The 17,418-nt window shown below is 41.1% G+C and carries 18 protein-coding genes; 10 read left to right on the forward strand and 8 right to left on the reverse strand.

Annotated elements, in window-relative coordinates; all coding sequences use genetic code 11:
- Positions 1-3: 3 nt before the first annotated feature.
- Positions 4-693, reverse strand: coding sequence for a phosphopantothenate--cysteine ligase (gene coaB, locus DF216_RS08455; protein WP_129326559.1), 690 nt, complete (start codon positions 691-693; stop codon positions 4-6).
- 229 nt (positions 694-922) lie between these two features.
- Between coaB and DF216_RS08460 the strand changes: the two genes are divergently transcribed.
- The 3 genes from DF216_RS08460 (at position 923) to radC (ending at position 5,810) form a co-directional block, all read left to right on the forward strand.
- Complete coding sequence (locus tag DF216_RS08460) at positions 923-2,593, forward strand: formate--tetrahydrofolate ligase (RefSeq protein ID WP_129326560.1); 1,671 nt, start codon at positions 923-925, stop codon at positions 2,591-2,593.
- 202 nt (positions 2,594-2,795) lie between these two features.
- Positions 2,796-5,087: a DNA helicase PcrA gene (gene pcrA, locus DF216_RS08465; protein WP_129326561.1), complete on the forward strand. Its 2,292-nt coding sequence runs from the start codon at positions 2,796-2,798 to the stop codon at positions 5,085-5,087.
- 42 nt (positions 5,088-5,129) lie between these two features.
- Complete coding sequence (gene radC / locus DF216_RS08470; protein WP_129326562.1) at positions 5,130-5,810, forward strand: RadC family protein; 681 nt, start codon at positions 5,130-5,132, stop codon at positions 5,808-5,810.
- Here radC and DF216_RS08475 read toward each other — a convergent pair.
- From DF216_RS08475 to DF216_RS08505, 7 genes are all read right to left on the reverse strand, one after another.
- On the reverse strand, positions 5,807-6,496 hold the full coding sequence (locus DF216_RS08475) for a gamma-glutamyl-gamma-aminobutyrate hydrolase family protein (protein ID WP_129326563.1): 690 nt from the start codon (positions 6,494-6,496) through the stop codon (positions 5,807-5,809). The two genes, radC and DF216_RS08475, sit on opposite strands and share 4 nt — an antisense overlap.
- Positions 6,497-6,511: 15 nt before the next feature.
- Complete coding sequence (locus tag DF216_RS08480) at positions 6,512-7,153, reverse strand: redox-sensing transcriptional repressor Rex (RefSeq protein ID WP_129326564.1); 642 nt, start codon at positions 7,151-7,153, stop codon at positions 6,512-6,514.
- Between the two features lie 98 nt (positions 7,154-7,251).
- Positions 7,252-7,461 carry a DUF4649 family protein gene (locus tag DF216_RS08485; protein ID WP_129326565.1) on the reverse strand — a complete coding sequence of 70 codons (210 nt, stop codon included), beginning with the start codon at positions 7,459-7,461 and terminating at the stop codon, positions 7,252-7,254.
- Between the two features lie 6 nt (positions 7,462-7,467).
- The gene (locus DF216_RS08490) at positions 7,468-7,815 is read right to left on the reverse strand and encodes a DUF1831 domain-containing protein (protein WP_129326566.1); all 348 of its coding nucleotides are present in this window, start codon (positions 7,813-7,815) and stop codon (positions 7,468-7,470) included.
- A gap of 4 nt (positions 7,816-7,819) precedes the next feature.
- A complete protein-coding gene (locus tag DF216_RS08495; protein WP_129326567.1) occupies positions 7,820-8,935 on the reverse strand; it encodes a cysteine desulfurase family protein in 1,116 nt (371 codons plus the stop codon).
- 9 nt (positions 8,936-8,944) lie between these two features.
- Positions 8,945-9,904: a ribose-phosphate diphosphokinase gene (locus DF216_RS08500; protein WP_061453673.1), complete on the reverse strand. Its 960-nt coding sequence runs from the start codon at positions 9,902-9,904 to the stop codon at positions 8,945-8,947.
- 67 nt (positions 9,905-9,971) lie between these two features.
- Positions 9,972-10,541 carry a CYTH domain-containing protein gene (locus DF216_RS08505; protein ID WP_129326568.1) on the reverse strand — a complete coding sequence of 190 codons (570 nt, stop codon included), beginning with the start codon at positions 10,539-10,541 and terminating at the stop codon, positions 9,972-9,974.
- Positions 10,542-10,669: 128 nt separating this feature from the next.
- Between DF216_RS08505 and DF216_RS08510 the strand changes: the two genes are divergently transcribed.
- The 7 genes from DF216_RS08510 (at position 10,670) to vicK (ending at position 17,418) form a co-directional block, all read left to right on the forward strand.
- Complete coding sequence (locus tag DF216_RS08510) at positions 10,670-11,341, forward strand: GTP pyrophosphokinase (RefSeq protein WP_061453671.1); 672 nt, start codon at positions 10,670-10,672, stop codon at positions 11,339-11,341.
- Positions 11,325-12,143, forward strand: a complete 819-nt coding sequence (locus tag DF216_RS08515) for an NAD kinase (RefSeq protein WP_125827110.1) — start codon at positions 11,325-11,327, stop codon at positions 12,141-12,143. Before DF216_RS08510 ends, DF216_RS08515 begins: the two co-directional genes overlap by 17 nt.
- On the forward strand, positions 12,140-13,036 hold the full coding sequence (locus DF216_RS08520; RefSeq protein WP_125827109.1) for an RluA family pseudouridine synthase: 897 nt from the start codon (positions 12,140-12,142) through the stop codon (positions 13,034-13,036). The genes DF216_RS08515 and DF216_RS08520 overlap by 4 nt, the downstream gene beginning before the upstream one ends.
- A gap of 43 nt (positions 13,037-13,079) precedes the next feature.
- Complete coding sequence (pta, locus tag DF216_RS08525) at positions 13,080-14,054, forward strand: phosphate acetyltransferase (protein ID WP_129326569.1); 975 nt, start codon at positions 13,080-13,082, stop codon at positions 14,052-14,054.
- Between the two features lie 82 nt (positions 14,055-14,136).
- Complete coding sequence (gene mutY / locus DF216_RS08530) at positions 14,137-15,309, forward strand: A/G-specific adenine glycosylase (protein WP_129326570.1); 1,173 nt, start codon at positions 14,137-14,139, stop codon at positions 15,307-15,309.
- A gap of 62 nt (positions 15,310-15,371) precedes the next feature.
- Positions 15,372-16,076 (forward strand): response regulator YycF, encoded by a 705-nt coding sequence (gene yycF / locus DF216_RS08535; RefSeq protein WP_061453666.1) that lies wholly within the window; start codon positions 15,372-15,374, stop codon positions 16,074-16,076.
- Entirely contained in the window at positions 16,069-17,418 is a 1,350-nt protein-coding gene (gene vicK / locus DF216_RS08540) for a cell wall metabolism sensor histidine kinase VicK (protein WP_129326571.1), read from the forward strand. Before yycF ends, vicK begins: the two co-directional genes overlap by 8 nt.

Below are 17,418 nucleotides of genomic sequence, written 5' to 3' on the forward strand. Positions count from 1 at the left end.
TTTCTATGAATCGTATGTATGAATTTTCTCAAGGAGGAGGTTCGCAATTTCCTCTTTAGTTTGGACAGTTTGAAGCTGATCTTTCTCAACAAAGATAGCTCGGTGCTGGTTTGCTGAGATTTGAGTAAGGTCATTTGCTATGATTAAGTCTGCCTGATTTTTGATAAGACTCTGTCTAGCTACCTCAATAAGATGATCTTCAGTAACATCAACCAATAGTTTGAAACCAATCAGATGAATAGCAGGATTCCACTCTTTGACTAGAGAGATAATCTTGGGTGTTTTTTTAAGGAACAAAACCTGAACCTCATCATTTGAGGAAATCTTAGTTTGATGATTCTGCTTGCTTAAAAAGTCTTCTAAATTAGAGCTATCCTGAACTTCCTCCAACCCTGTCATATAAACAGGACTGTAGTCGGATACAGCCATAGAATGAATCAAGACCTGATAATCTTGAACACGCTCTTTCATCTCTAAAAGGAGATCATTCGTGTTTTTGATTTCTAGAATGGTTAGATGGGGATGAGGTTCTGGTTTAAGAGCATTACGAGTAGTAATCAGACAAACCTCATGACCAGCAGCAAGCAGGGTTTCGGTGATGATTTTCCCCAAGCGACCTGTAGAATGGTTCGTGATAGAGCGGACACTATCGATGGCTTCACTGGTACCGCCAGACGTAACTAAAATTTTCATAGGACTATTGTACACAAAAATAAACGGTAAGTAAAATGAAAGCGATAAATTTTTGGGAAAACGGAGATTTATTATAGTTTCAAACTATAAAGCCATATAAAATTTAAGAAAAGGCTCTAAAAACCTCAAAAAATTGCAATATTTACGAACATTAGCAAGCTTAATGGGTGTTAAAAATCTTATTTTGTGTTATAATGAATTATCACATTAGAGGTTAGAGGAGTTTGCTATGAAAACAGATATTGAAATCGCACAGAGTATTGAGTTGAAGCCAATCGTGGATGTTGTAGAGAAACTTGGTATTTCTTACGATGATTTGGAGTTGTACGGAAAGTACAAGGCTAAGCTCAGTTTTGATAAAATTCGTGCAGTTGAGAACAATCCAATTGGCAAATTGATCTTGGTGACTGCCATCAACCCAACACCTGCAGGTGAAGGGAAGTCAACCATTACCATTGGTCTTGCTGATGCCTTGAATAAGATTGGTAAGAAAACCATGATTGCTATCCGCGAACCATCTCTTGGTCCAGTAATGGGAATCAAAGGTGGTGCAGCCGGTGGTGGTTATGCTCAAGTTCTACCAATGGAAGATATCAACCTCCACTTTACTGGAGATATGCATGCCATTACAACTGCCAACAATGCTCTTTCTGCTTTGATTGACAACCACTTACACCAAGGAAATGAGCTGGGAATTGACCAACGTCGTATCCTCTGGAAACGTGTTGTGGACTTGAACGACCGAGCTCTTCGTCATGTGACCGTTGGACTTGGTGGCCCTCTAAATGGTATTCCACGTGAGGATGGTTTCGATATTACCGTTGCTTCTGAAATTATGGCCATTCTTTGCTTGGCGACGGATATTGAAGATTTGAAACGTCGTTTGGCGAATATCGTTATCGGTTATCGCTATGACCGTACCCCTGTTTCAGTAGGTGATTTGCAGGTTGAAGGTGCTTTAGCATTGATCTTGAAGGATGCTATTAAGCCGAACCTGGTTCAGACAATTTACGGAACACCTGCCTTTGTACATGGTGGTCCATTTGCCAATATTGCTCATGGATGTAACTCTGTTTTGGCGACAAGCACAGCCCTTCGCTTGGCCGATTATACTGTTACTGAAGCTGGTTTTGGTGCAGACCTCGGTGCCGAGAAATTCCTTGATATCAAGACACCAAACTTACCAACTTCTCCAGATGCAGTAGTTATTGTCGCAACCCTTCGTGCCCTTAAGATGAATGGTGGCGTTGCAAAAGATGCTTTGACAGAGGAAAATGTAGAAGCAGTTCGTGCAGGTTTTGCCAACTTGAAACGCCATGTTGAAAACATCCGTAAGTTTGGTATTCCTGCAGTTGTCGCGATTAACGAATTTGTCTCTGATACAGAAGCTGAAATCGCAGCCTTGAAAGAACTCTGTGCTTCAATTGATGTGCCAGTTGAACTAGCAAGTGTCTGGGCTGATGGCGCGGAAGGTGGAGTAGCTCTTGCTGAAACGGTTGTTAAGACTATCGCAGAAAATCCAGCTAACTACACACGTCTTTATGACAACGACCTTTCTGTCCAAGAAAAGATTGAAAAGATTGTTACAGAGATCTACCGTGGTAGCAAAGTGAACTTTGAAAAGAAAGCCCAAACGCAAATCGTCCAAATCGTTCAGAATGGTTGGGACAAATTGCCAATCTGTATGGCTAAAACTCAATATAGTTTCTCAGACAATCCAAATGCACTTGGAGCCCCAGAAAACTTTGAAATTACCATTCGTGAATTGGTACCAAAATTGGGGGCGGGCTTCATCGTTGCCTTAACTGGTGATGTCATGACCATGCCAGGACTTCCAAAACGACCAGCGGCTCTCAATATGGACGTTGAAAGCGACGGAACTGTTCTAGGATTGTTCTAAAATTTAGATGATATTAAAAGAGTTTGGAAATGCTATCCAAGCTCTTTTTCATGTTAGAAGATAACCTCAACTTTATTTGAGAAAGACATGTTTTGTAAGCTATGGTGAAAAATTTGCTTGTCAAAGTGTTCTCCGTAAAGTTTCTATTTTCCCTGATTTCTGATATAATAGAAACATTGACTTCAAGAGTAAGGAAGAGAAAATGAATGCATTATTGAATGGAATGAATGACCGTCAGGCTGAGGCGGTGCAAACGACAGAAGGCCCCTTATTGATTATGGCGGGGGCTGGTTCTGGAAAGACCCGAGTTTTAACCCACCGTATCGCTTATTTGATTGATGAAAAGATGGTCAATCCTTGGAATATCTTGGCCATTACCTTTACAAATAAGGCGGCACGTGAGATGAAAGAGCGTGCTTATGGTCTTAATCCAGCTACTCAGGACTGTCTGATTGCGACCTTCCACTCCATGTGTGTTCGTATTCTGCGTCGTGATGCGGATCATATCGGCTACAATCGTAATTTCACCATTGTAGATCCTGGTGAACAACGTACCCTTATGAAACGAATCCTAAAGCAGTTAAACTTGGATCCGAAAAAATGGAATGAACGAACAATCTTGGGTTCCATTTCCAATGCTAAGAATGACTTGATTGATGATGTGGCTTATGTTGCTCAAGCCGGCGATATGTACACGCAAATCGTGGCTCAGTGTTATACAGCCTATCAAAAAGAGCTTCGTCAGTCTGAGTCCGTTGACTTTGACGACTTAATCATGTTGACCCTGCGTCTTTTCGATCAAAATCCTGATGTTCTGACCTACTACCAGCAAAAGTTCCAATACATCCACGTTGATGAGTACCAAGATACCAACCATGCCCAGTACCAACTGGTCAAACTCTTAGCTTCCCGTTTTAAAAATATTTGTGTGGTTGGGGATGCGGACCAGTCTATCTACGGTTGGCGTGGTGCGGATATGCAGAATATCTTGGATTTTGAGAAAGACTATCCCCAAGCCAAGGTTGTTTTGTTGGAAGAAAATTACCGTTCAACCAAAACCATTCTCCAAGCGGCCAATGATGTTATTAAAAATAATAAAAATCGTCGTCCTAAGAATCTCTGGACCCAGAATGCTGATGGGGAACAAATCGTCTACTACAGAGCTAATGATGAACAAGATGAGGCTGTTTTTGTAGCCAAAACCATTGATGAACTTGGTCGCAGTCAAAACTTCCTTCACAAAGACTTTGCAGTTCTCTACCGTACCAACGCTCAATCACGTACCATTGAGGAGGCCCTCCTCAAGTCCAATATTCCTTATACCATGGTTGGAGGGACCAAGTTCTACAGCCGTAAGGAAATCCGTGATATTATTGCCTACCTCAACCTCATTGCTAATCTGAGTGACAATATCAGTTTTGAGCGTATTATCAATGAGCCTAAACGTGGAATTGGGCCAGGCACTGTTGAGAAAATTCGCGACTTTGCTAACCTGCAGGACATGTCCATGCTAGACGCTTCAGCCAATATCATGCTGTCTGGCATCAAAGGAAAAGCAGCTCAATCTATCTGGAACTTTGCCAATATGATACTGGATTTACGAGAGCAACTGGATCAATTAACCATTACAGAGTTGGTTGAAGCGGTTCTGGAAAAAACAGGTTATGTCCATATTCTTAATGCCCAAGCAACCTTGGAAAGCAAGGCTCGGGTTGAGAATATCGAAGAGTTCCTATCTGTTACTAAGAATTTTGATGACAATCCTGATAGTCAAGAAGAGGAAACAGGTTTAGATAAACTCAGTCGTTTCTTGAATGACCTAGCCTTAATTGCCGATACAGATTCTGGCAGTCAGGAAACATCGGAAGTGACCTTGATGACCTTGCATGCAGCTAAAGGTCTGGAATTTCCAGTTGTCTTTATCATCGGGATGGAGGAAAATGTCTTTCCACTTAGTCGAGCAGCTGAGGATCCTGATGAGCTGGAAGAAGAACGTCGTTTGGCCTATGTAGGTATCACGCGCGCTGAAAAGATCCTCTATCTGACCAATGCCAACTCTCGCTTGCTTTTCGGTCGTACTAGCTACAACCGCCCAACACGTTTCATCAATGAAATTAGCTCTGACTTGCTTGAATATCAAGGCTTGGCTCGTCCAGCTAATACCAGTTTCAAGGCTTCTTATAGCAATGGTGGAATTGCCTTCGGTCAAGGAATGAGTTTGGCTCAGGCGCTTCAGGACCGTAAACGCAAGGCTGCACCAAGCTCTATCCAGTCAAGTGGTCTCCCATTTGGTCAATTTGCAGCAGGCGCAAAATCAGCGTCTAGCGAGACAAATTGGTCCATTGGTGATATTGCCCTTCACAAGAAATGGGGAGAAGGCACTGTTCTGGAAGTGTCAGGTAGCGGTGCTACTCAGGAACTAAAAATCAATTTCCCAGAAGTGGGGTTGAAAAAACTCTTAGCTAGCGTAGCCCCAATTGAGAAAAAAATCTAATTATCCATCCTTCTCACGAATAATAAAGTGAGGAGGATTTTTATGTATAGTATTTCATTCCAAGAAGATTCACTTTTGCCTAGAGAAAGACTAGTTAAAGAAGGAGTAGAAGCCCTGAGCAATCAAGAGTTACTAGCTATATTACTCAGAACGGGAACGCGTCAGGCAAATGTTTTTGAAATTTCCCAGAAAGTCTTGAACAGTCTCACAAGTCTAACTGATTTGAAAAAAATGACCCTGCAGGAATTGCAGAGTCTGTCTGGTATTGGACTCATTAAAGCCATTGAACTACAAGCAGTGATTGAACTGGGGCATCGCATTCACAAGCATGAAACCCTTGAGATGGAAAGTATTCTCAGTAGTCAAAAGCTAGCTAAAAAAATGCAACAGGAACTTGGTGATAAAAAACAAGAGCACCTAGTGGCACTCTATCTTAATACTCAAAATCAAATCATTCATCAACAGACCATTTTTATTGGAACTGCGACACGAAGCATTGCTGAACCACGGGAAATCCTTCACTATGCCATCAAGCATATGGCCACTTCTGTGATTCTCGTTCATAATCATCCATCAGGCGCTGTATCACCTAGCCAAAATGATGATCATGTAACCAAGTTAGTAAAGGAAGCCTGTGAACTGATGGGACTGGTATTTCTGGATCATCTGATTGTCTCGCATTCCGATTACTTTAGTTACCGTGAAAAGACGGATCTGATTTAAAGTTCGTTTACGACATAGTCAAACAATGTTTTATCCTTGGGGCGATTTTCAAATAGAAATTCTGGATGCCATTGAACACCAAGATAAGGGAAGCCATCTGTAGTTGTAACAGCCTCGATTATCTCATCCTTGGGATCAAAGGCCACAACCTTTAAATTTGGGGCCAAATCCTTAATGCTCTGATGGTGGAAGGAGTTGATATGAGAGATTTCTCCGTAGATTTCTCTGAGAACAGTATCAGGTTCTGTCACCAAACGTTGGGTTGTGTATTCGGCAGAACAATCCTGCCAATGGTCTTCGATATCTTGGTATAGAGTTCCACCCATTGCAACGTTAAAAAGCTGAGTACCACGACAAACAGAAAAAATCGGTTTTTTCTGCTTAATCGCTTCTCTGATGAGAGCTAATTCAAACTGGTCTCTTTGAAGATGGTAGTCGTCGCTGTCAATGGTTTTAGGCTCACCGTAAAATTTTGGATCAACATTTTGCCCACCTGTTAGGATGAGTTTATCAATCATTCCTATATAGTGGCTAGCCATTTCTTGATCACCAATCGGTAGGATGATGGGAATTCCACCAGCGTTCTTGACTCCTTCAACAAAGCCTTTTGCTGCATAGCTCATCATGATGTCATCATCTGGATGAGTTTTTTCATTTCCTGTAATCCCAATAACTGGTTTATTCATAAATGCTTTCGCTTTCTAATCCTCTTTCCGCATAAAATAGAGGAGAGTTTGGAGTTCACTTGTCAAATCGACGTACTGAACAACTACATCTTTTGGAAGGTGCAGGTGAACAGGAGAAAAACTGAGAATGCCTTTTACACCAGCATCAACCAAGAGGTTGGCTACTTCTTGTGATTTAACACTTGGAACAGTTAGGATAGCAGTTTTAACATCTGCGTCCTTGATCTTTTCCTTGATTTGAGATATACCATAGATGGGAATCCCGTCAGCAGTCTGAGTACCGACTTCAGGATGGTCATCTAGGTCAAAGGCCATGATAATCTTCATCTTGTTGCGCTCATGGAAACGGTAGTGGAGAAGGGCATGCCCCATATTACCAATCCCAACCAACATAACATTGGTGATGGAGTTATCATTTAGGAGGTCAGCAAAAAAGGTCATTAGTTTTTTGACATCATAACCAAATCCGCGTCTTCCTAGTTCACCAAAGTAAGAAAAATCACGACGCACTGTCGCAGAATCGATACCGATAGCCTCTGCAATTTGCTTAGAGTTGGCACGTTCGATTTTCTCGGCATGAAATCTCTTGAAAATTCGATAGTAGAGAGAGAGTCTTTTTGCTGTTGCTTTTGGAATAGCAGACTGTTTAATTTTCACAAAATCACAACCTTTCTATCCTTCTATTTTATAGAAATATTGTGAAAAAATCAACAAAAATCAACGAAAACAAGAAAAAACTAAGAGAATTCTTAGTTTTAATCTGAAAAATTAGTTTGTGATAAAAAACGGTAGAGATCGCCAACTAATCCTTGATAAATCACTTTATCATTCAGTGTTAAGGAGCTAATTAGGAGAGTGTCGGGCAGGGTGACACAGCCTGATAGGGCTAGCATAAGCTCTTCGTAATCGGCAAATTTAAGTGTGCGTTCTACTTGATAGCTATCTTTATATGTGAGACGATACATAGCAAACTATCTTTCTTCTTTTGTGAAGATTCCGCGTTCTACAAGGCTATCCATGAGGAAGTAGAATTTCTCTTGGTGGATATGGTGTTCTTCAGATTTAAAAATATTCACCAAACGAAGACCAGATTTGTCAGTGATGTTAATCTTAACACCTGTAAGCTCTTTATTGATGATAATTTTTAGTAGGAAACCTTCTCCACTGTTTGGGATTTTTTCAAGTAGACGAGTTAGTTCGTAGTTTCCGACTTTTGTTTCAGAGAAAGTATTGTCTTTCAGTGTGAACTTTTTGACAGCTGGACTAAGTGTATAGTCGTAGCGACAGTTTTGTAGTTTAATGGTTTTTTCGAATGCCATTAGATTAATCTCCAATAATATTTTTTAAAGTTTGTGCCAGTTGTTTCAGTTCTTTTTCGGTATTAAGAGGAGAAAGACTGATACGGACAGACTCTTTTAAACGATGGGAATCAGTCCCATAAAAAGCTTCGAGTACATGACTAGTCTGTACAATACCAGCAGTACAGGCTGAACCGGTTGAGATTGAAATTCCTTCAAGGTCTAACCGAAGCAAGAGCAAATCATTTTTTTGACCAGGGAAACCGATATTGAAAACATAAGGCAGTTGATTTTGACCTTCATTAAGATAATAGTTCAAACCTTCAATCTCTTCTAGAAAAGCAGTTTTTAATCCCTCTAGTTTTTGGTAATGCTCGGCTTGATGATCCAAGTCTTCTTTGAGAGCAGCAACCATGCCTACAATGGCAGCAAGGTTTTCTGTCCCAGCTCGTTTCTTTTGTTCTTGGTCTCCACCGTGAAGGTAAGGATCAAAGTCCATAGACGAAGCGTAAAGAAAACCAATTCCTTTTGGTCCATGGAACTTGTGAGCAGAAGCACTGAGAAAATCGATTCCTAATTCCTCAGGATGGATAGGAACTTTTCCGATAGCCTGAACAGCGTCTACATGATAAGCAGCAGAATGTTCTTTTAAAACACGTCCAATCTCAGCGATAGGTAAGAGACTACCCGTCTCATTATTAGCATACATAGTGGAAACGAGAATGGTATCGTCACGTAAAGCTTCTTGAATCTGCCCCGCCGTAATCTCTTGATTCACTGGTTGGATGATGGTAGCTTCAAAGCCAAAATGTTGAACCAGATAATCAATGGTTTCAAGGACAGAATGGTGTTCAATAGCTGTCGTGATGATGTGTTTTCCTCTTTCTTGATGGCGGAGACAATAGCCGATAATAGCTGTATTGTTACTTTCTGTCCCTCCAGATGTGAAAAAGATTCGTTGTGGCTTGGTTCCTAGTAAGTGAGCTAACTCCTGACGGGCTTCACGGAGTAGTTTACCAGCATGGCGACCATGACTGTGAATACTTGAAGGATTCCCATGGGTTTCTTGCATGACCTTGGTCATTTCTGCGAGAGCTACTGCTGACATTGGAGTAGTAGCAGCATTGTCCAAATAGATCAAAGAATCACCTTATTCCTTTTTATTATATGCAAAGAGTGGGCTAACTGGTTTTCTTTCGTGGATACGGACGATGGCATCACCAATCAATTCGCTAGCGGTGATATAACATACATTTTCTGGAGTTCTTTCTTTGGTTGCTACCGAGTCAGTCACTAGGATTTCTTTAATGTTTGCGGCATCAAGAAGCTCGGCGGCACCTTCTACAAAGAGTCCGTGACTAGAGACCGCATAGATTTCAGTTGCCCCTTCACGTTCGACGATTTTTGCTGCTTCTGAAAAAGTACGTCCAGTATTTAGGATATCATCAATCAAGATGGCTTTTTTGCCTTCAACATCACCGATGATATAGCCTTGGCTACGCTCTGAATCGTCTTGAGCATAGTCGATGATTGCGATTGGTGCATCTAAATATTCAGCTAAGCTGCGGGCACGTTTGACGCCAGAGTTTTTTGGACTAACAACAACGACATCTGATCCCAGCAACCCTTTATCGCTGTAGTGTTTAGCAAAGAGAGGAATTGTATAGAGGTTATCTACTGGAATGTCAAAGAAACCTTGAACCTGAACAGCGTGCAAATCAAGAGTCAGAACACGACTTACACCAGCCTTGACAAGCATATTGGCAACCAGTTTTGCAGTGAGGGGTTCGCGAGAAGAAGCGATACGATCCTGACGAGCATAACCAAAGTAAGGAAGGACAACATTGATACTATGAGCACTTGCACGTACACAAGCATCAACCATGATTAACAACTCCATCAAGTGGTTGCTAACGGGGTAGCTGGTTGATTGGATGATGTAGACATCGTAACCACGGACACTCTCTTCAATGTTGACCTGGATTTCACCATCAGAAAATTGGCGAGAAGATAATTTTCCGAGAGGTATCCCAACCGTTTCTGCGATTTTTTGTGCAATTTCATGATTGGAATTAAGTGCAAAAAGTTTCATGTTGTTTCTATCTGACATTGTGGACCGTCCTCTGTAAACTCTAAATATTTTGTCTTCATTATTTTACCAAAAAATGGAGATTATTTCAGCATTTTTTCATGCTTTTAATAAAACGAATTAATTTTGAAGGAGCTTTCTGATAAGTTATCTGATTTTCATCTAAAAATTGCTGAAAATCTCGTTTTCCTTCCTCGTGATCAGTGACTTCTAGCTCCAGTTCGTAGTCTGTATGATCAAAGTAGTGACTTTCATCTAGTGCCATTAGACCAATCGACGTTTCCATTTCGTAACGAATAGTTGCAAGACAACCCAGAACAAACCAGTCTGGGCTTAGAATGCCAATCTTAGCAAGCTCCTCTAGAACGAGTCCTTGAGGAAGTGTTTGTTTTTCTAAGTAAGATTCAGCCTCTGGAAGATTCAGTTTCTGATTGTATTCCATATTTCCTACAGTTTGTGGCACTTTCAAGGTCAACTCCGCCCAATCTGAAAAGGTGCGAATGCGCATGGCAACCTTCTTTTCACGCAGTTGGAAATCTGGTGTGTCAATGTAGTAGTTTTTCTGAAGGACGGGTTGGATATGGGAAAACTGTTTTTTTAGATGATCATATTCCTCTTTTTTCAGAAGTGTTTTCAATTCTATTTCTAAATGTTTCATTTTTTCAACCTTTTCTATATCTTTGAAAGCGATTTATGATATAATGGACAATGTATTTATTGTATACGAATGTACTGAAAAAATCAAAGATTTTCGACAGGGCAATCAAACATTACAAGGGAGAAAATATGACCATAGAATGGGAAGAATTTTTAGATCCTTACATTCAAGCTGTTGGTGAATTGAAGATTAAGCTTCGTGGAATTCGAAAACAATATCGTAAACAAAACAAGCACTCTCCGATTGAGTTTGTTACTGGACGGGTGAAGCCGATTGAAAGTATCAAAGAAAAAATGGCTCGTCGAGGAATTACTTATGCAACTCTGGAAAATGACCTGCAAGATATCGCAGGGCTGCGTGTAATGGTTCAATTTGTAGATGATGTTCAGGAAGTTGTTGCGATTTTACGCAAACGCCATGATATGAGAGTAGTACAGGAACGTGACTACATCACGCATCGGAAGGCTTCGGGTTATCGCTCCTATCATGTGGTGGTAGAGTATACAGTTGACACCATCAGTGGTGTTAAGACGATTCTGGCTGAAATTCAAATCCGGACTTTAGCCATGAATTTTTGGGCTACGATTGAGCATTCGCTCAATTATAAGTATCAGGGGGATTTCCCAGAGGAGATCAAGAAACGCTTGGAGATTACAGCTAGAATTTCCCATCAATTGGATGAAGAAATGGGTAAGATTCGAGATGACATTCAGGAAGCGCAGGCGCTCTTTGATCCTTTGAGTAGAAAACTAAACGACGGTGTAGGAAATAGTGACGATACAGATGAAGAATACAGGTAAGCGAGTTGATCTCATAGCTAATAGAAAGCCACAGAGTCAGAAGGTTTTACATAAACTGAGAGAAAAACTCAAAAAACAGCATTTTATAATTAATGATACAAATCCCGATATCGTCATTTCGATTGGCGGGGATGGGATGCTTTTGTCTGCCTTTCATAAGTATGAGAATCAGTTAGATAAAGTTCGATTTGTTGGCGTACATACAGGACACTTGGGATTTTATACAGATTATCGCGATTTTGAGTTGGATCAGTTGGTTACCAATCTCCAACTGGATACTGGTGCCAAGGTTTCCTATCCTGTTTTGAATGTCAAGGTGACACTTGAAAACGGAGATGTAAAAACCTTCCGTGCTCTAAATGAAGCTAGTATCCGTCGATCAGATCGCACCATGGTTGCAGATATCATTATTAATCATGTTCCGTTCGAGCGATTTCGAGGAGATGGTGTGACTGTTTCAACGCCGACTGGAAGCACTGCCTATAATAAATCCTTGGGGGGAGCTGTCTTGCATCCTACCATTGAGGCCTTGCAGTTGACAGAAATAGCGAGTCTCAATAACCGAGTTTATCGAACACTTGGTTCGTCGATAATCGTTCCGAAGAAAGATAAAATCGAGCTTTTACCAACTCGTAATGACTATCACACGTTATCGGTTGACAATAGTATCTATTCTTTCCGAAATATAGAAAGGATTGAGTACCAAATCGACCATCACAAGATTCACTTCGTAGCGACTCCAAGTCACACTAGTTTCTGGAATCGTGTCAAAGATGCCTTCATCGGAGAGGTGGACGAATGAGGTTCGAATTTACCGCAGATGAACATGTCAAGGTCAAAACCTTTCTCAAGAAACACGAGGTTTCTAAAGGACTGTTGGCTAAGATTAAATTTCGAGGTGGGGCTATCCTAGTCAATGATCAACCTCAGAATGCGACTTATCTCTTAGATATTGGAGATAGGGTGACCATCGACATCCCTGCAGAGGAAGGTTTTGAAACACTTGAAGCCATTGATCGTCCTCTAGATATCTTGTATGAGGATGACCACTTTTTGGTTTTGAATAAGCCTTATGGAGTAGCTTCTATTCCTAGTGTCAATCATTCCAATACCATTGCCAATTTTATCAAGGGTTACTATGTCAAGCGGGAATATGAAAACCAGCAGGTTCATATCGTGACCAGGCTTGATAGAGATACATCTGGTTTGATGCTCTTTGCTAAACACGGTTATGCTCATGCACGATTAGACAAGCAACTACAACGCAAGTCTATCAAAAAACGTTATTTCGCTTTGGTTAAGGGAGATGGTTTTTTGGAGCCAGAAGGGGAGATTATCGCCCCGATTGCGCGTGATGTGGACTCCATTATCACGAGACGGGTCGCCAAGGGTGGAAAATACGCCCATACATCTTACAAAGTTGTAGCTTCTTATGGAGACATTCATTTGGTCGATATTCGATTGCATACTGGACGAACTCATCAGATCCGAGTGCATTTTTCTCATATTGGCTTCCCTTTGTTGGGAGATGATCTCTATGGTGGCAGCCTAGAAGATGGTATTCAACGCCAGGCCCTGCATTGCCATTCCTTATCCTTTTATCATCCCTTCTTAGGGCATCAGCTGGAGTTGGAAAGCCCTTTGCCAGATGATTTTAACAATCTTATCACTCAGTTATCAACTAATACTCTTTAAAATCTATTTTGAGTATAATTTAATTTCTTAAAGGAGAAAACTCATGGAAGTTTTTGAAAGTCTCAAAGCCAATCTTGTTGGCAAAAATGCTCGTATCGTTCTCCCTGAAGGGGAAGAACCTCGTATTCTTCAAGCGACCAAACGCTTGGTAAAAGAAACAGAAGTTGTTCCTGTTTTGCTGGGGAACCCAGAAAAAATTAAAATTTATCTTGAAATCGAAGGGATTATGGATGGTTATGAAGTGATTGACCCTCAACAGTATCCTCAATTTGAAGAAATGGTAACTACCTTGGTTGAACGCCGTAAAGGCAAAATGACTGAAGAAGATGCTCGTAAGATTTTGAGTGAAGACGTCAACTATTTTGGTGTTATGCTCGTTCACATGGGCTTGGTTGATGGGATGGTATCAGGTGCGATTCACTCAACAGCCGCAACCGTTCGTCCTGCACTTCAAATCATAAAAACTCGTCCAAATGTAACCCGTACTTCAGGTGCTTTCCTCATGGTTCGTGGTTCAGAACGCTACCTATTTGGTGACTGTGCTATCAATATCAATCCAGATGCAGAAGCTTTGGCTGAAATCGCTGTTAACTCAGCAATCACAGCTAAGATGTTTGGCATTGAACCTAAAATCGCTATGCTGAGCTACTCTACTAAAGGTTCAGGGTTCGGCGAAAGTGTTGATAAGGTAGTGGAAGCGACTAAAATTGCTCATGATTTGCGTCCTGACCTTGAGATTGATGGTGAGTTACAATTTGATGCTGCCTTTGTTCCCGAAACTGCAGCTCTAAAAGCACCAGGTAGCAACGTTGCTGGTCAAGCAAATGTCTTTATCTTCCCAGGAATCGAAGCGGGGAATATCGGTTACAAGATGGCGGAACGTCTTGGTGGATTTGCGGCTGTAGGTCCTGTTCTGCAAGGTTTGAACAAACCAGTTAACGACCTTTCTCGTGGATGTAACTCTGATGATGTTTACAAGTTAACCCTTATCACAGCAGCTCAAGCAGTTCATCAATAAGAAAAAGGCCTCTTTCCTTTGGGAAGAGGCTTTTTAGCGCTAAGAAAAGGACAGTTAGAAGCTTCTATGTTATACTAGATATATGTTAGATTTGAAAGAATACGGTGTTGACATGTGGCCAGAGGAGAAGATTTTCTCTTTTCGTGAGAAACTCCTCAACTGGTACGATGAAAACAAACGGGATTTACCATGGCGTAGAAGTAAAAATCCTTATCATATCTGGGTTTCTGAAATTATGCTCCAGCAGACTAGAGTAGATACGGTCATTCCCTACTACGAACGATTCTTGGACTGGTTTCCAACTGTTGAAAGTTTGGCAAAAGCGCCTGAGGAGCGTTTGTTGAAAGCATGGGAGGGGTTAGGTTATTATTCTAGGGTGCGTAATATGCAGGCTGCGGCTCAGCAAATTATGGTTGACTTTGAAGGGACATTTCCAAACACTTACGAAGGAATTTCTAGCTTGAAAGGGATTGGCCCCTATACTGCAGGAGCTATTTCTAGTATCGCTTTTAATCTACCCGAGCCAGCAGTTGATGGCAATGTCATGCGAGTTTTGGCACGCCTGTTTGAGGTCAACTATGATATCGGAGTTCCCAGCAATCGAAAGATTTTCCAAGCTATGATGGAAATCTTGATTGATCCAGAGCGGCCGGGAGACTTTAATCAAGCCTTGATGGACCTAGGCTCTGATATAGAGGCTCCAGTTAATCCTCGACCAGAAGAAAGTCCTGTTAAGGAATTTAGTGCAGCGTATCAGAATGGAACCATGGATTCTTATCCGATTAAAGAACCCAAGAAAAAGCCTCTTCCAATCTATCTCAAGGCCTTGGTTGTGCGCAATGATCGAGGTCAATATTTACTAGAGAAAAATGAAAGTGAGAAACTGCTAGCTGGTTTTTGGCATTTTCCATTGATAGAAGTAGAGGAGTTTTCACAGGAAGAGGAACAGCTGAATCTATTTGCTCAGGTTGCTGAAAAAAGCGATGCTTTCGGTCCAACCCCCCAAGAAAGTTTTGAGCAGGATTATGATTTAGAAGTTAATTGGTCCCATCAAGTTTTTGATCAAGTCAAGCATGTCTTTAGTCATCGTAAATGGCATATTCAAATCCTAGCAGGTCAGGTGACAGAATCAAAACAGTTTTCTGATAGAGAAATTCGTTGGATTTCCCCTCAGGAGTTTTCTGACTACCCACTCGCTAAACCTCAACAAAAGATTTGGCAGGCTTATAAAATAGCTCTTGAAGATGAGGGTTGACAGTAGCCATTTGTGCCTTCTTTGCATTTTTTTGTTATAATAGATAGAGAAAAGGTGAACATATGAAAAAAATATTAGTTGTAGATGATGAGAAACCAATCTCAGATATTATTAAGTTCAATATGACCAAGGAAGGTTACGAAGTTGTAACAGCCTTTAATGGTCGTGAGGCAATTGAGCTATTTGAAGCAGAGCAACCAGATATTATTATTCTAGACTTGATGCTCCCTGAAATCGATGGTTTAGAAGTGGCCAAAGCCATTCGTAAGACGAGTAGTGTGCCTATCATTATGCTCTCAGCTAAGGATAGTGAATTTGATAAGGTTATCGGTTTAGAGCTAGGAGCAGATGATTATGTGACCAAGCCATTTTCAAACCGTGAGTTGCAGGCGCGTGTCAAGGCTTTACTCCGTCGTACAGACCTTTCTTCAGATAGTCAAGAGTCTGATGAAAAGAAATCCCAACCCCTACATATTGGCGATTTGGAAATTCTGCCCGACGCTTACGTGGCCAAAAAATATGGCGAGGAATTAGATTTGACCCACCGTGAGTTTGAGCTTTTATATCACCTAGCTTCCCATATTGGTCAAGTGATTACGCGTGAACACTTGCTTGAGACTGTTTGGGGTTATGATTATTTTGGTGATGTTCGCACAGTGGACGTGACCATCCGACGCTTGCGTGAAAAGATTGAAGATACTCCAAGCCGTCCAGAGTATATCCTCACCCGTCGTGGTGTTGGCTACTATATGAGAAATAATGATTGAAGCAATTAAACAAAGTATTCTGAACAGAGATTTTATCTTTATCTTGATTTTAGTCGGCTTTATCTTGGTGGTTACCTTGTTGTTACTGGAAAATCGTCGGGATAATATTCGTCTAAAGCAGATTAATCAAAAAATTAAAGACTTGATTGCAGGGGATTATTCTCGAGTTTTGGATACGCAAGGAAGCTCTGAAATCACCAACATCACCAATAATCTAAATGATTTGTCTGAGGTTATTCGGTTAACGCAGGAGAATCTGGAGCAAGAATCAAAAAGGCTTAACAGTATTCTTTCTTATATGACAGATGGAGTTCTTGCGACCAATCGTCGTGGTCAAATTACTATGATTAACGACATGGCTAAGAAACAGCTAGGTGTGCAGAAAGAAGATGTCCTCAACAAAAGTATTCTAGAATTGCTTAAACTAGAAGATGAGTATGAACTGCGTGACCTGATTACACAGATTCCTGAGTTGATGATTGACTCTCAGGATGCCAATGGTGAATACCTAAGTCTTCGTGTACGTTTCGCTCTGGTTCGCCGAGAGTCTGGCTTCATCTCTGGTTTGGTTGCTGTTTTACATGATACAACCGAGCAGGAGAAGGAAGAACGTGAACGGAGACTCTTCGTTTCAAATGTGAGTCATGAGTTGAGAACTCCTTTGACCAGTGTTAAATCTTATCTTGAAGCCTTGGACGAGGGAGCTTTGTATGACCCTGTAGCCCCTGATTTTATCAAGGTTTCGCTCGATGAAACCAACCGTATGATGCGGATGGTGACAGATCTCTTGCATCTCTCTCGCATTGATAATGCGACCACTCGACTGGATGTGGAGTTGATTAACTTTACGGCATTTATCACCTTTATTCTCAACCGCTTTGATAAGATGAGAAGTCAGGATGACGAGAAAAAATATGAGTTGGTTAGAGATTACTCAATTAACTCAGTTTGGATTGAGATTGATACCGATAAAATGACCCAAGTGATTGATAATATTCTCAACAATGCTATCAAGTACTCACCAGATGGTGGGAAAATCACTGTCAGCATGAAAACCACTGATGATCAGATGATTTTATCCATCAAAGACCAAGGTCTAGGTATTCCAAAACAAGATTTACCGAAGATTTTCGATCGTTTTTACCGTGTAGATCGTGCAAGAAGTCGTGCCCAAGGTGGAACTGGTCTAGGTCTAGCCATCGCCAAAGAAATCATCAAACAGCACAATGGCTTTATTTGGGCTAAGAGTGAATACGGTAAGGGATCAACCTTTACCATTGTGCTCCCTTATGATAAGGATGCCGTAAAAGAAGAAATATGGGAGGACGAAATAGAAGACTAG

It is taken from the genome of Streptococcus oralis (assembly GCF_004127215.1).
Lineage (GTDB): Bacteria > Bacillota > Bacilli > Lactobacillales > Streptococcaceae > Streptococcus > Streptococcus oralis_BD.

What these genes read in the sequence shown, in the direction of transcription:
- coaB (WP_129326559.1), bottom strand. Translation starts at nt 693, where the DNA reads ATGAAAATTTTAGTTACGTCTGGCGGTACCAGTGAAGCCATCGATAGT.
- DF216_RS08460 (WP_129326560.1), top strand. Translation starts at nt 923, where the DNA reads ATGAAAACAGATATTGAAATCGCACAGAGTATTGAGTTGAAGCCAATC.
- pcrA (WP_129326561.1), top strand. Translation starts at nt 2,796, where the DNA reads ATGAATGCATTATTGAATGGAATGAATGACCGTCAGGCTGAGGCGGTG.
- radC (WP_129326562.1), top strand. Translation starts at nt 5,130, where the DNA reads ATGTATAGTATTTCATTCCAAGAAGATTCACTTTTGCCTAGAGAAAGA.
- DF216_RS08475 (WP_129326563.1), bottom strand. Translation starts at nt 6,496, where the DNA reads ATGAATAAACCAGTTATTGGGATTACAGGAAATGAAAAAACTCATCCA.
- DF216_RS08485 (WP_129326565.1), bottom strand. Translation starts at nt 7,461, where the DNA reads ATGTATCGTCTCACATATAAAGATAGCTATCAAGTAGAACGCACACTT.
- DF216_RS08490 (WP_129326566.1), bottom strand. Translation starts at nt 7,815, where the DNA reads ATGGCATTCGAAAAAACCATTAAACTACAAAACTGTCGCTACGACTAT.
- DF216_RS08500 (WP_061453673.1), bottom strand. Translation starts at nt 9,904, where the DNA reads ATGTCAGATAGAAACAACATGAAACTTTTTGCACTTAATTCCAATCAT.
- DF216_RS08505 (WP_129326568.1), bottom strand. Translation starts at nt 10,541, where the DNA reads ATGAAACATTTAGAAATAGAATTGAAAACACTTCTGAAAAAAGAGGAA.
- DF216_RS08510 (WP_061453671.1), top strand. Translation starts at nt 10,670, where the DNA reads ATGACCATAGAATGGGAAGAATTTTTAGATCCTTACATTCAAGCTGTT.
- DF216_RS08515 (WP_125827110.1), top strand. Translation starts at nt 11,325, where the DNA reads ATGAAGAATACAGGTAAGCGAGTTGATCTCATAGCTAATAGAAAGCCA.
- DF216_RS08520 (WP_125827109.1), top strand. Translation starts at nt 12,140, where the DNA reads ATGAGGTTCGAATTTACCGCAGATGAACATGTCAAGGTCAAAACCTTT.
- pta (WP_129326569.1), top strand. Translation starts at nt 13,080, where the DNA reads ATGGAAGTTTTTGAAAGTCTCAAAGCCAATCTTGTTGGCAAAAATGCT.
- mutY (WP_129326570.1), top strand. Translation starts at nt 14,137, where the DNA reads ATGTTAGATTTGAAAGAATACGGTGTTGACATGTGGCCAGAGGAGAAG.
- yycF (WP_061453666.1), top strand. Translation starts at nt 15,372, where the DNA reads ATGAAAAAAATATTAGTTGTAGATGATGAGAAACCAATCTCAGATATT.
- vicK (WP_129326571.1), top strand. Translation starts at nt 16,069, where the DNA reads ATGATTGAAGCAATTAAACAAAGTATTCTGAACAGAGATTTTATCTTT.